This is a genomic window from Castellaniella defragrans 65Phen, assembly GCF_000612685.1.
In the GTDB taxonomy this organism is placed as follows: Bacteria; Pseudomonadota; Gammaproteobacteria; order Burkholderiales; family Burkholderiaceae_B; genus Castellaniella; species Castellaniella defragrans.
Window position 1 is genome coordinate 2,741,815 of sequence record NZ_HG916765.1, and the last position, 12,792, is coordinate 2,754,606.

6 protein-coding genes, 1 tRNA gene and 1 pseudogene are annotated in these 12,792 nt (G+C 70.2%); 1 reads left to right on the top strand and 7 read right to left on the bottom strand.

Translation table 11 applies throughout. From position 1 onward, the window contains the following. Positions 1-14: 14 nt before the first annotated feature. The 5 genes and pseudogenes from infB to scpB all read right to left on the bottom strand — a co-directional run. Entirely contained in the window at positions 15-2,912 is a 2,898-nt protein-coding gene (gene infB / locus BN940_RS12290; RefSeq protein WP_043683466.1) for a translation initiation factor IF-2, read from the bottom strand. 55 nt (positions 2,913-2,967) lie between these two features. After that, positions 2,968-4,452, bottom strand: coding sequence for a transcription termination factor NusA (gene nusA / locus BN940_RS12295; RefSeq protein WP_043683469.1), 1,485 nt, complete (start codon positions 4,450-4,452; stop codon positions 2,968-2,970). Beyond that, on the bottom strand, positions 4,449-4,919 hold the full coding sequence (gene rimP / locus BN940_RS12300; RefSeq protein WP_043683471.1) for a ribosome maturation factor RimP: 471 nt from the start codon (positions 4,917-4,919) through the stop codon (positions 4,449-4,451). Before rimP ends, nusA begins: the two co-directional genes overlap by 4 nt. 315 nt (positions 4,920-5,234) lie before the next feature. Then, positions 5,235-6,905 carry a pseudouridine synthase gene (locus BN940_RS12305; RefSeq protein ID WP_084330666.1) on the bottom strand — a complete coding sequence of 557 codons (1,671 nt, stop codon included), beginning with the start codon at positions 6,903-6,905 and terminating at the stop codon, positions 5,235-5,237. A gap of 76 nt (positions 6,906-6,981) precedes the next feature. Next, positions 6,982-7,656: pseudogene (scpB, locus tag BN940_RS12310) on the bottom strand (SMC-Scp complex subunit ScpB); the annotation flags it as partial. A gap of 67 nt (positions 7,657-7,723) precedes the next feature. On the opposite strand from scpB, the gene BN940_RS12315 reads away from it, so the two are divergent. Beyond that, positions 7,724-7,800 (top strand) — tRNA-Met (locus BN940_RS12315). 117 nt (positions 7,801-7,917) lie between these two features. Here BN940_RS12315 and BN940_RS12320 read toward each other — a convergent pair. Both BN940_RS12320 and BN940_RS12325 read right to left on the bottom strand, forming a co-directional pair. Beyond that, complete coding sequence (locus tag BN940_RS12320) at positions 7,918-11,079, bottom strand: bifunctional diguanylate cyclase/phosphodiesterase (RefSeq protein WP_043683473.1); 3,162 nt, start codon at positions 11,077-11,079, stop codon at positions 7,918-7,920. A 271-nt stretch (positions 11,080-11,350) separates the two neighbouring features. Beyond that, positions 11,351-12,769 carry a 4Fe-4S binding protein gene (locus BN940_RS12325; protein WP_043683476.1) on the bottom strand — a complete coding sequence of 473 codons (1,419 nt, stop codon included), beginning with the start codon at positions 12,767-12,769 and terminating at the stop codon, positions 11,351-11,353. Between the last annotated feature and the right edge of the window lie 23 nt (positions 12,770-12,792).

A 12,792-nucleotide genomic window follows, 5' to 3' on the forward strand; every position in this document is an offset into this window, starting at 1 on the left:
TTCATGCCGCGCGCTCAGAGCGTGCGGGCGACTTCCTTGATTTCAAAGACTTCGAGCTGGTCGCCCACCTGGATGTCGTTGTTGCCCTTGAGCGTGATGCCGCAATCGAAGCCCGCCTTGACTTCCTTGACGTCGTCCTTGAAGCGGCGCAGCGAATCCAGCGAGCCGGTCCAGTGCACCACGTGGTTGCGCAGCAGGCGGACCTGGGAATCGCGGCGCACGAGGCCTTCGAGCACCATGCAGCCGGCGATGTTGCCCACGCGCGACACGGTGAAGATCTCGCGGATCTCGACCAGGCCGATGACTTCCTCGCGCTTTTCGGGCGCCAGCATCCCCGACATGGCGTTGCGCACGTCGTCGATCGCGTCGTAGATGATGTTGTAGTAGCGCAGGTCGATGTCGTTGGTCTCGGCCAGCTTCTTGGCCGGGGCGTCGGCCCGCACGTTGAAGCCGATCACCACGGCGCCCGAGGCGATCGCCAGATTGACGTCGCTTTCGGAGATGCCGCCCACGGCCGCGTGCACCACCTGCACCCGGACCTCGTCGGTGGAGAGCTTGAGCAGCGACTGCACCAGCGCTTCCTGGGAGCCCTGGACGTCGGTCTTGACGATCAGCGGCAGGGTGCGCACGCCCTCGCCCAGGTTGTCGAACATGGACTCCAGCTTGGCCGCCTGCTGGCGGGCGAGCTTGACGTCGCGGAACTTGCCCTGGCGGAACAGGGCGATCTCGCGCGCCTTGCGTTCGTCGTTCAGGACCAGGACCTCGTCACCGGCGGCCGGGACCTCGGCCAGGCCCTGGATCTCGACCGGGGTCGAGGGGCCGGCTTCGGAGGTGGGCTTGCCGGTGTCGTTCAGCATGGCGCGCACCTTGCCGAAGGCCACGCCCGCCAGCACGGCGTCGCCGCGATGCAGGGTGCCGCTCTGGACCAGGATCGTGGCCACGGGGCCGCGGCCCTTGTCCAGCCGGGCCTCGATGACGATGCCCTTGGCCGGCGCGTCGACGGGCGCCTTGAGCTCCAGGATCTCGGCCTGCAGCAGGACGTTTTCCAGCAGCTCGTCGATGCCCTGGCCGGTCTTGGCGGACACGGGGATGAAGGGCACGTCGCCGCCGTATTCTTCCGGCACGACCTGCTCGGCCACCAGTTCCTGCTTGACGCGCTCGGGATTGGCTTCCGGCTTGTCGATCTTGTTGATCGCCACGACCAGGGGCACGTTGGCCGCGCGGGCGTGGTGGATGGCTTCCCGGGTCTGGGGCATGACGCCGTCGTCGGCCGCCACCACCAGGATGACGATGTCGGTGGCCTGGGCGCCGCGGGCGCGCATGGCCGTGAAGGCCTCGTGGCCCGGGGTGTCCAGGAAGGCCACCACGCCGCGGTCGGTCTTGACGCTGTAGGCGCCGATGTGCTGGGTGATGCCGCCGGCCTCGCCGGTGGCGACCTTGGTGCGGCGGATGTAGTCCAGCAGCGAGGTCTTGCCGTGGTCGACGTGGCCCATGACGGTGACCACCGGCGCGCGCGGCAGGGCCTCGGCCTCGTCGGAGGATTCGGTGTCGGCGAGGAAGGCTTCCGGATCGTCCAGCTTCGCGGCGATGGCGGTGTGGCCCAGTTCCTCGACCACGATCATGGCCGTTTCCTGGTCCAGGATCTGGTTGATGGTGACCATCTGGCCGAGCTTCATCAGATGCTTGATGACTTCGGCCGCCTTCACGGACATCTTGTGGGCCAGGTCGGCGACGGAAATCGTCTCCGGCACGTGGATCTCGCGGGCGATGAATTCGGCCTGCATCGGTTCCTGGTGCTCGGCCTGGCGGCGGCCCTTGCCGCGCGCGCCCTTGCCGCTGCTGCGGCCGCCCTTGCCGCCCGCGCGCCAGGCATCGCGCCCGGCGCCCGGCGACAGCGTCTCGGCCTTGGAAGGCTTCTTGCGGCCGTCGTTGGACCAGCTCGAGGACACGTCGGCGGTCTTGATGACCTTTTTGCCCTCGGATTCCTTCTTGGCGGGAGCCGCCTTGGTGCCGGCGGGCTTGTGCAGCGTGCCGGTGGTGGCGGGCTCCTCGGGTTCCGGCGCGCGCAGGACCTTGCGCGGCTGGCGCATCATTTCGCGCAGGGCGGCGGCCTCGGCCTCGGCGGCGCGGCGGGCGCGCTCGCGGTCGGCGTCGGCCGGCGCGCGGCGGGCCTTGCCCGGCGTGGCCTGCGGCGCAGCCACCGGCGCGGAGGATGCGGCTGCGGGTTCGGTACGCGAAGCCGGCGGTTCGGCGGCCGGCGCGGGTTCGAGCGCGGCGGGCGCCTGGGCCGCGGGCTCGGCAACAGGGGTTGTGCTCACGGTGTCCTGTTTGGTTGCGGTCGGGGCCTGGGCCTCGGCGGGTTCGTTCTGCTGTGCGTCGGGCTCGGCCGGCGCGGGGGCGGCCTCGGCCGCCGGCGCGGCCGGCGCGGCCGGCGCCGCCTGGGGCGCAGCGGGCCCGGCCGGGCGGCTCTCGGCGGCCGGCTGGGCCGCGGCGGCGGGCTCGGTCCGGACGGCGGGCGCTTCCGGCGCCGGCGCGGCGGCGGCCGGGGCGGCCGGGGCGGCAGGCGCTGCGGTCTGGGCGGCGGCTTCGGCCCGGGCGGCCTCGGCCGGCTCGGGGCGGTCGCGCTTGACCAGCACGCGCTTCTTGCGCACCTCGACCTGGATCGTGCGCGAACGGCCGGAACTGTCGGCCTGGTGGATCTCGGACGTCTTGCGGCGCGTCAGCACGACCTTCTTGCCCGTGTCGGAACCGTGCGAACGCCGCAGGGATTCGAGCAGGGCGCTCTTGTCTGCTTCGGTCACGTCGGCGTTCACCGAGTCCAGCTCGACGCCGGCCGAGCGGAAATGATCCAGCAGGACGTTGGCGGGCATGTTCAGTTCTTCGGCGAATTGGGCGACGGTGTTACTCGGCATTCGACTCTCTCTTTCACTACGTTGAAGGGCTGCGCGGTTCGATGCGACGTGGCGATCAGGCCTCGTCGTCCTCGAACCAGTGGGCCCGCGCCTGCATGATCATGTCGCTGGCGGTGTCCTCGGGCAGCCCGGTCAGTTCGGCCAGCTCGTCCGCGGCCAGTTCGGCCAGGTCGTCGAGCGTGGTGATGCCTTTTTCGGCCAGCTTCGCCACCAGGGCCGGGTCCATGCCCTTGATTTCCAGCAGGTCGCGGGCGGTCTGCACGCGCTCTTCCTGGGCGATGGCCTCGGTCAGCAAGGCGTTGCGCGCACGCGTGCGCAATTCGTTGACGGTTTCCTCGTCGAAGGCCTCGATATCCAGCAGTTCCTGCAGGGGCACGTAGGCGATTTCCTCGAGACCGGTGAACCCTTCGTCGATGAGGATGTCGGCGACTTCCTCGTCCACGTCGAGTTTCGTGATGAAGGTGTGGCGCAGCGCCGCGCGTTCGGCATCCTGGCGGCTCTGGCTTTCCTCGGGCGTCATGATGTTGATCTGCCAGCCGGTCAGCTCGGACGCCAGGCGGACGTTCTGCCCGCGCGCGCCGATGGCCTTGGGGAGGTTTTCCTCGTCCACCACCACGTCCATCGCGTGCTTGTCCTCGTCCACCAGGATCGATTCGACGTGCGCCGGCGCCAGCGCGCCGATCACGAATTCCGCCGGGTCGTCGGCCCACAGGACGATGTCCACCTGCTCGCCGCCGAGCTCGTTGCGCACGGCCGTGACGCGCGAACCACGCATCCCGACGCAGGTGCCGATCGGATCGATGCGCTTATCGTACGCCACGACGGCGATTTTGGCACGCACGCCCGGGTCGCGGGCGGCCGCCTTGATTTCGAGCAGGCCCTGCTCGATCTCGGGGACTTCGTTCTCGAACAGCTCGCGGATGAAGTCGGGCGAAGTGCGCGACAGGATGACCTGCTGGCCGCGCGCGGCGTGATCGACCTTCAGGACGTAGGCGCGCACGCGGTCGCCGGCGCGGATGTTTTCCTTGGGGATCATCTCGGTGCGCGGCAGGCGGGCCTCGACCTTGCCGATCTCGACGATGGCGTCGCCCTTGTCCAGGCGCTTGACGGTGCCGGACACGATGGTCTCGCCCCGGTCCAGGAAGTCGTTGAGCACCTGCTCGCGCTCGGCGTCGCGGATCTTCTGCAGGATGGCCTGCTTGGCGGCCTGCGCGCCGATGCGGCCGAATTCGATGGGTTCGAGGGGTTCTTCGATGTATTCGCCGACCTCGATGCCCGGCACGATGTCCTGGGCGTCGGTGAGGAGTTCCTGGGCGTCGGGCTCCTGCAGGCCGGCCTCGTCGGGCACGACCAGCCAGCGGCGGAAGCCTTCGTGCTCGCCGGTCTGGCGGTCGATGGCCACGCGGATGTCCACGTCTTCCTTGAACCGCTTTTTCATGGCCGAGGCCAGCGCGCTTTCGAGAGCGCCGAACACCACTTCGCGTTCGACGTTTTTTTCACGCGCCAGGGCGTCGACCAACAGCAGAATTTCGCGACTCATCGCTTCTTACCCTTGAAATCGAGAACGGGGTCCAGCCGAGCCCGGTCCACATCGTCAAAAGAAAACGGCAGCGTCCGTGGCTGGCCGGACGGGTCTTCCCAATCCAGGCTGAGCACGGGCGGTTCGTCCCCGCTGGCCCGCAGGATGCCGGTGAAGGTCTTGCGGGAATCGACCGGCTCGCGCAGGCGCAGTTCGATGCGCTCGCCGGCGAAGCGGACGTAGTCCGCCAGGCGGCGCAGGGGCCGGTCCACGCCGGGGGAGCTGACCTCCAGGCGCTTGTAGTCGATGTTTTCGACCTCGAACACATGCGACAACTGGCGGGAGACCTGTTCGCAGTCCTCGATGCGCACCCCGCCGGGGCGATCGATCACCACACGCAAAAGCCCCAGGGGCGCGCGTTCCACATCGACCAGTTCCACATCGAAACCCAGCAGGGCCTGCTGGGCGACCGTCAAGATATCCGCCATAAATTCCAAAAAAAAGGGGCTGTCCCGCAGCCCTTTGTTCGCCCCGGGAAAACCCGAAGCCCATTCAGGAACCGCCGAAGGCTCGCACGTATCGGCCATTGGCCGGCATGCTGGCTGACGTGGCGCCGCTGGCGCGCACGCTGGCAAAACCCCCGGTGGACACAGCACAAAGGTGCTGTAAAGCCTTACATTATAACAGCATTTCTTTGCCCGAAGACCCTTTTTCATGGAAGCCCGCGCACGGGCCGGATCCTGCGGGGAATGGGGCGGACCGCCGCTTCGCCCCGTACCCGCCGCCCGCGGCCTTCCGCGAAATCAGCGGCCGCGGCCGAGGAAGCCCAAACGGGACTCGTGCGCATGGGCGCCCCGGGGCTGGCGTTCGCCGCCCTCGCCGCCCGCCTGCTTGCGCGCGGGCTTGCCACCTGGCTTGGCGCCCGGCTTGCGGCCGGATTTCTGGGCCGCCTTGGGCGGACGCGCCGCCGCGGGCGCGCCCTCGGCGGGGGGCTGCCCCGCCCCGCCCTGGGCCGGCTTGCCCGACTTGCCGGAGCGGGCCGGCTTGCCGGCGGACTTGCCCGCCGGTTTTCCGGCCGCCTTGCCCGCGGGCTTGCCCGGCTTGCCGGGACGCGCGGGACGGGCCTTCGCGGGCCGGCCTTCGGCATGCGTCTCCGCGGCCTCGAAGCCGGGGGCATGGGATTTCCGGGCCGGCTTGCGGCCGGGCTTCGCGGCCTGGCCGGACTTGCCGCCGTCGGGATGGCCGTTGGCCAGTCCGCCGCTGATGAGCAGCCCGGTGGTGAACGGATCGATGCCGCCCTTGCGGCCGCCCGACACCTTCCCCCGGCGGTTCAGGCGCGCGCCGTTCTGGCCGTTCTGGCCCGGCGTGCCGAACCCCGGCGGCAGGGCGCTGGCGTGCGACAGCGGCTGGCGCTCGGACTGGCTGTCGTCCTCGTCGGCGCCGCGCAGCAGGCCCAGCTGCACCATCAGCGCGCCGACCAGGCTGGAATCGAGCTCGTCCCAGCGCCCGCGGCGCAGATTGGTGGGCAGCATCACGTCGCCGAAGCGGGTGCGGATCAGGCGGCTGACGGTCACCCCCGCCGCCTCGAACATGCGCCGCACCTCGCGGTTGCGGCCTTCGCTGAGCGTGACCCGGTACCAGCGATTGCTGCCTTCGCCGCCGATGTAGTCCAGGGAATTGAAATGGGCCTCGCCGTCTTCCAGCTGAATGCCGCTGGTCAGGCGGGCCTGCGCGTCTTCGCCCAGCTCGCCCAGGACGCGGACCGCGTATTCGCGTTCGGCTCCGTAGCGCGGATGCGACAGCCGGTTGGCGAGGTCGCCCGAGGTGGTCAGGATCAGCAGGCCTTCGGTGTTCAGGTCCAGGCGTCCCACCGACAGCCATTTGCCGGTGCGGATGCGCGGCAGGCGGGCGAACACGGAGGCGCGGCCTTCGGGGTCGTCGTGGCTGACGATCTCGCCGGCCGGCTTGTGATAGAGGATGACGCGGGGCAGCTTGCCCGCCTTGGGGCGCGCCACCAGGCGGCCGTTGACGCGGACCTTGTCGTCCGGGCCGATGCGCTGGCCCACGTGGGCGGGCTCGCCGTTGACGGAGACGCGGCCGGCGATGATCAGCTCTTCCATCTCGCGCCGCGAACCCACGCCCGCGTCGGCCAGGACCTTGTGCAGCTTCGGCATGAGGACGTCGCTGTTCAGGTAGCGGTCCAGCCGTTTGGCGGTCGGGTGGGCGTCGTTCAGGTAGTTCAGGGCGCGGTCGGCTTCTTCCGCCGTGCCCGCATCGATGCCCGCGCCGGGATCGGCTGCCCGGGCTTCGGCGCCCGGGGCATCGCCCTGCTGCGCGTCTCCCCGGCGGCGGCGAAACGGCGTACGCAGCTTGCGTCCGCGCGGCTTGCCGTTTTCCGGCCGGCTGTCGGCGGCGGGCGGGGTTTCGGGCGCGTCCGTTCCGGCGCGCGGCATCGTCTCTATTTCTGCTGTCATGGGGTTCGGTGACTCCTACACAAAATTCTGTTCTTCATTCGTCGGGGCCTCGCGGCCGCGGTGCCGGGGGATCGAGCGCATCGGCGCACGCCGCAGCTTCCTGCGCGGGCGCCGGCCCGGCCGCATCCGCGCCGGCCGCCTCGCCGGCTCCGTCCCCGTCATCCACGGCGTCCGCTTCCTGCGCGGCCCGCGGTCCTTCCGCCGCGTCGAACGCCAGGACGCCCAGCGCTTCCGCAGGGTCCTCCGCGTCGAGCGCGGGCAGTTCGTCCAGCGCCCGCAGCCCGAGGTCTTCGAGGAAACGGCGCGTCGTCCCCAGCAGGGCCGGACGCCCCGGCGCGTCGCGATAGCCCAGGGTTTCGATCCAGCCCCGGTCTTCGAGGGTGCGGATGATCTGTGCCGAGACCGTGACGCCGCGGATGTCCTCGATGTCCCCGCGCGTCACGGGCTGCCGCCATGCGATGATGGCGAGCGTTTCGAGCACGGCGCGAGAATAGCGAGGCGGTTTTTCGGGGTTCAGGCGCCCCAGGTAACGCTGCATGTCGGGACGGCTCTGGAAGCGCCAGCCACTGGCGATCTGCACCAGTTCGAGCCCCCGTTCCTGCCAGTCGAGCTGCAGGGCAGCCAGATGGCGGCGGATGTCGTCCCCGGAAATCGTGTCTTCAAAGAGACTGCGCAGATCGGCGACCGAGAGAGGCGCATCGGCGCACAACAAGGCCGTTTCCAATACGCGCAGGATTTCCGTTTCCGTCATTTTAGCTTGAACTCCGCTCGGTTGCTTGCATTATTTTCGCAGACTTGCTATAGTCTTGCTTTCCAGACGCGGGGTGGAGCAGTCTGGCAGCTCGTCGGGCTCATAACCCGAAGGTCACAGGTTCAAATCCTGTCCCCGCAACCAGATTCAGAACGCAGGCCGGATTCCCGTGGAATCCGGCCTGTTTTCGTTTCGGGTGCGGGTATCCGACCCCGGTATTCCGACCCCCGACCGCCAACCCCCGACCGCCCATCCTCCCCGCTACGCCTCGACCCCCGGGGGGGCGTGCGAGCGCATGGCCTGCTGCCGCACCAGGGCCTCGAATTCGGCGGCCGGCAGCGGGCGGCTGAGCAGGTAGCCCTGCCAGGCATGGCAGTGGTGCCGCTCCAGGAAGGCGCGCTGGGCTTCGGTTTCCACCCCTTCGGCGATGACGCGCAGGCCCAGGCTGATGCCCAGGGCGACGATGGTGCGCGCGATGGCCGCGTCGTTGGGATCGGTCAGCACGTCGCGCACGAAGCTCTGGTCGATCTTCAGCTGGTCGAGCGGCAGGCGCTTCAGGTAGGCCAGCGACGAATAGCCCGTGCCGAAATCGTCCAGCGAGAAGCCCACGCCATAGCCCTTGAGCTGCACCATCTTGCGGATCGTGTCCTCGACGTCCCGCAGCAGCAGGCCTTCGGTGAGTTCGAGTTCGAGCCGGCTCGCGTCCGCGCCGCTGCCCGCCAGGGCCGCCAGGGTCTGATCGACGAAGCCGGGCTGGTGGAACTGGCGCGGGCTGACGTTGACGGCCAGGCTCAGGTGCGCGAACACGGGATCCCGGGCCCAGCGGGCCAGCTGCTCGCAGGCGGCGCGCAGCACCCATTCGCCCAGCGGCAGGATCAGGCCGGTTTCCTCGGCCAGGGGGATGAAGGCGGCCGGCGAGACGAAGCCGTCCTGGGGATGGTGCCAGCGCAGCAGCGCCTCGCAGCCGATGATGCGATCCCGGTCCATCTGCGGCTGGTAGAACAGCTCGAACTGGCCCCGCTCCAGGCCGATGCGCATGTCCAGCTCCAGCGTGGCCCGCCGGTGCACCGCGGCCTGCATCAGCGGATCGTAGAAGCGCAGCGTATTGCGCCCCGCCGCCTTGGCCTGGTACATGGCCAGGTCGGCCCGCTTGATGTGCTCGTCCACGCCCTGCTCCAGCCCCTGGAACACCGCCGCCCCCATGCTGACGGTGGCGTGGTAGTGCTCCGCCCCCAGCAGATAGGGCGCGCTCAGCAGCGCCAGGATGCGCTGGCCGATTTCCTCCGCCTGGGCGGCGGCCTCTTCGGGCGAGGCGCCCAGGTCCTCCAGGACGACCACGAATTCGTCGTCCCCATGCCGCGCCACGGTCTGCGAATCGGGCAGGCTGGTCCGCAGGCGCTCGGCCACCTGGCGCAGCATCAGGTCGCCGCTGTCGTGGCCGCGGGTTTCGTTCAGGGTCTTGAAATGATCCAGGTCCAGCATCAGCAGCGCGCCCCAGCGCTGATGGCGCGCCGCCGACGCCAGGGTCTGCTGCAGCCGGTCCAGCAGCAGGCGGCGGTTGGGCAGGCCGGTCAGGGAATCGTAGAAGGCCAGGTAGTTGATTTCCTCCTCGGCCGCGCGGCGCTGGGTGAGGTCCTCCAGGGTCAGCAGGTAGTCGTCGCCCAGCAGGACGCCGGCGACCTCGATCGTCCGATGGCGGCCGTCGCCGCACAGGATGCGGTATTCGCCCGCCGCGATGACGCCTTCACCCGACCGGCGGGCCGCGTCGCACAGGCGCGACCAGCGCTGGCGCGCCCGTTCGCGCACGGCCGGGTCGGGACAGATCCGCGCCCACCAGGCCTGCACGTCCGGGACGTCCTGCTCGGTGTAGCCGAAGATCTGCACGAACTGCCGGTTGCGGAACGCGATGCGTTCGTCGTGCCGCACCAGGCACACGCCCACCGGCAGGTGGTCGAGGATGCTGCGCAGGCGCCGCTCCCGCTCCCGCAGCGCGTCCTGCATGCGGCGCCGCTCGTCGATGTCCTGGATGACGGCGATGTGGTAGTCGGGCGCCTCGCCCGGCTGCCAGATGGGCGAGACCGTCAGGTCCACCCAGATCGGCTCGCCGCTCTTGCGCAGCACGCGCTTCTCGATGCGGAATTCACGGATTTCCCCCGCCTGGACGCGCTGCATCTGTTCCAGGTCCAATGCCAGGTCGTCCGGATGGGTCAGCTGCTGGAAGTCCCGCCGCAGCAGTTCGTCGCGCGCATAGCCGAGGATGTCGCAGTATTTCTGGTTGACGCGGACCAGGCGGCCGGTCTTCACGTCGGTCAGGGATACGCCCACCGCCGCCTGGTTGAAGACGGCGCGGAAGCGTTCCTCGCTGCGCCGCAGGGCCTCGTGGGTGGAGGCGACCTCGGTGTAGGCGCGCGTGCGCTGGCGCGCCGCCAGGGTGGCCAGCGCCGCCAGCAGCAGGGTCAGGACCGCGCCCGCGCCGCCGATCCACCAGGGCATGCGGCGCTCGGTGGGCGACAGCAGGGGATGGCTGGGCGTGAAGCTCAGGCGCCAGGTGCGGCCCATCACGTCCAGCAGGCGGGTTTCCTTCAGCGCCGTCTGGGAGGCGGAATCGCCGGGCGGCAGCACCGAGGCGCCCAGCGCGGCCGGCACCCCCGGCACGCCCGCGCCGCCGACGTCCTCCAGCCGCACCGACAGGCCGCGCAGAAAGCCGGAGGCGCGGATGGCGTCCAGCATCCCGCTGACCCGCACCACGGCGGCGACCGCGCCGATGAAACGGTCGCCCTCGCCGCGATGGAACACCGGGAAGCGCAGGACGAAGGCCGTGCCGTCCTCTTTTTCCTGCAGCAGGGCGAAAGGCGCGGAGGCGGCCGGATGGCCAGTCGCCCGCCCCATCAGCAGGGAGGCCAGGTTGGCGGGCTGGGAGGCGATGTCCAGGCCCCACACGCCCGCGTTGCCCTCCCTGGGCCAGAGGTATTCGACGATGTAGTGGTCGGGCCGTTCGATGCGCGGATGGATGACGGGCACGGCGGCGGCAGCGGGCGCCCCGCTGCGGGCGCGCAGCCGCGCCTCGTAGGCGGGCAGTTCGCGGGCGGGCACCCAGCGCACAAAGGACAGGTTCACCAGTTCGGGATAGCTCTTGCGAACGTCGTGCTGCGTCACCACGCGGTCGAACAGCCGGTCGTCCAGTTCGGGATTCACCGTGAACAGGTCGCGCAGGCCGGCCACGACCTCGGCATAGGCCACGATGCGCTGGGCGATCGCGTCGGTGGAGGAACGGACTTCCTCGGAGAACCGGAGCTGGGCGATCGACCGCCCCGTATCCCGTTGCTGCAGCGCCAGCGCGTAGGTGAGACCGAATCCGAACACGGCCACCGCGAGGCCGGGAAACCAGAGGTTGAATGTTCGTCTTGCGGAAAATGCCGCCATGAGGCTCCTCGATCGTAAGGGCAGGCAAAGACGCAGGGGGTATTCATGCGCACCCCGCCGGGCGGCGGCGCTCCCGGGATAAAGAATAGCGGTTTTTGCCCGGTTGTCGTGGAATGTTTCAAATAGCGGCGCTTGCGGCCTCGAAACGCGCGGTCCCGCCGGGGCGCGTCCCGGCGGGACCGCGGACCCGCCGGCGCGCGAGGCCTGGCGCAGCACGGCGGGCCGGCCCCCAAGCGGCCCGCCGCATCCGGCCCGCCGCGCCGCCGCGGATTCACCAGCGCACGAAGAACAGCACCCAGGCCCAGCAGAACGGCAGCAGGCCGGCGGCCACCAGGACCACGGCCGCCAGCCTGCGCAGCGGCTGGCGCGTGCGCAGGCCCGCCAGCCGCCACTCGAAGCGCAGGCTCCAGGCCAGCGCCAGCGCCAGCAGCGTGAAGCGCACCGGATTGGCCCAGCCGGTGGAGACGCCCTCGTGCTGCAGCAGGGTCAGCGTCGTGGCCGACAGCCCCAGGAACACCCCGGCGCCCGCGGCCGGGATGAGGCCCTGGGCGAGCTTGTGCACGCCCGCCAGGCGGCTGCGCAGCAGCCGGCCGTCCGCATCGCGGACGCCGGGCCGCTCGGCCGCCGGCAGCGCGCGATCGGCCAGCCACAGGCCGCAGAACACGGCCCCGCCCACGACGGCCGCCGCGCCGCCGATGAAGCACAGGATGACGGCGCCGTCCAGCCAGCTGAAGCTGTCGTTGACTTCCGGATAGTGGGTCAGGATGAACCAGGGGGCGCCGTCGGCCAGGGGCCAGTAGATGTCCCGCGCCACCAGCCAGGCCGCGGCGGACTGCTTGAGAGACACGAACCAGGGGCTGGCGCTCCACAGGAAGGCGCCCACCGCCAGGCCCATCAGGCCGAAGACGATCAGCGCCGTCTGCCAGCCGCCGCCTTCGGCCACGTGGACGATCTCGGCTTCCGGCGAGCGCGGCGTCAGCGTGATGGCGCCGCGGTAATCGCTGCAGCGGCCGCACATGTGGCATTCGGCCGCGCCCTGCATGTTGCGCAGGGGCAGCAGCGGCGCGCAGTTGATGGTTTCGGTCCGCCGCACGGGCGCGCGCCAGGCGGCGGCGTCCACCCGGTAGTGCCAGGGCGCGAGCTTGGCCAGCAGGTTGAACACCCCGTTGACCGGGCAGAGGTACTTGCACCAGACGCGCTTGTCGCGCCCGTAGAGCCAGCCGACGATCATGGCGGCCACGGTGGAGCCGCCCAGCACGGCCGCGACCGCCCAGGGATACTGGTAGACGCTGACCAGCTGGCCGTAGATCGTGGTCAGGCTGAAGGCCACGAAGGGCCAGCCGCCCCAGCGCATCCAGCGGGGGATGGCCCGGCCGCGTCCGTGCCGGCTGGCCCATTCGGTCAGCGCGCCCTCGGGACAGAACAGGCCGCACCAGGCGCGCCCGAACAGGGGGATGGACACCAGCACGAAGGGCCACCAGATGCCCCAGAAGGCGAACTGGGCGAGGACGGTGAGGTTGTTGAAGACGGAGGCGGTGCGGTCCGGCAGCGGCATGGCCGCCGGAATCGCCAGCAGGGCGACGTAGACGGCGACGATGGCCCACTGCATCCGCCGGATCGCGCGCTGGTGGTCGCGCAGGAAATCCCCCGCGCGCGCGACGCCGGAACGGAAGGAATGTGACGAAATCATGCGGCTATGCCATTTCACGTCTT

Excerpts from the sequence above, each read along its gene's own strand:
- rimP (WP_043683471.1), bottom strand. The coding sequence starts at position 4,919 with ATGGCGGATATCTTGACGGTCGCCCAGCAGGCCCTGCTGGGTTTCGAT.
- BN940_RS12325 (WP_043683476.1), bottom strand. The coding sequence starts at position 12,769 with ATGATTTCGTCACATTCCTTCCGTTCCGGCGTCGCGCGCGCGGGGGAT.
- BN940_RS12305 (WP_084330666.1), bottom strand. The coding sequence starts at position 6,905 with ATGACAGCAGAAATAGAGACGATGCCGCGCGCCGGAACGGACGCGCCC.
- BN940_RS12320 (WP_043683473.1), bottom strand. The coding sequence starts at position 11,079 with ATGGCGGCATTTTCCGCAAGACGAACATTCAACCTCTGGTTTCCCGGC.
- infB (WP_043683466.1), bottom strand. The coding sequence starts at position 2,912 with ATGCCGAGTAACACCGTCGCCCAATTCGCCGAAGAACTGAACATGCCC.
- nusA (WP_043683469.1), bottom strand. The coding sequence starts at position 4,452 with ATGAGTCGCGAAATTCTGCTGTTGGTCGACGCCCTGGCGCGTGAAAAA.